At 45.1% G+C, this 253-nt stretch carries 1 protein-coding gene; it reads left to right on the forward strand.

The genetic code is table 11. The features are described from left to right. The coding region (locus AAEY62_RS23575; protein WP_350636884.1) for a hypothetical protein at window positions 1–253 on the forward strand (253 nt) is incomplete at both ends.

Below are 253 nucleotides of genomic sequence, written 5' to 3' on the forward strand. Positions count from 1 at the left end.
TGGTACATGAACCGTGGGCAAGAGCAGCTTGTGATTAGAGGCACAGGCTGGTTTGAGAGTGGTGAGGCTGGCATCAGTAATATCAAACAAGTTCCCGTTAAAACAGTAGATGGTACGGTTGTTACGGTTTCAGATATTGCTAAAGTTGAAATGGGCAGTGAAATTCGTCAAGGTGCTGTCACCATGACGCGCAAAACCGAAGACGGTAAAGTCGAAAATTTAGGCGAAGTTGTCTCTGGCATTGTCTTAAAAC

Origin of the sequence: Pseudoalteromonas sp. GW168-MNA-CIBAN-0100 (genome assembly GCF_040309225.1) — a bacterium.
Classification (GTDB): Bacteria; Pseudomonadota; Gammaproteobacteria; order Enterobacterales; family Alteromonadaceae; genus Pseudoalteromonas; species Pseudoalteromonas arctica.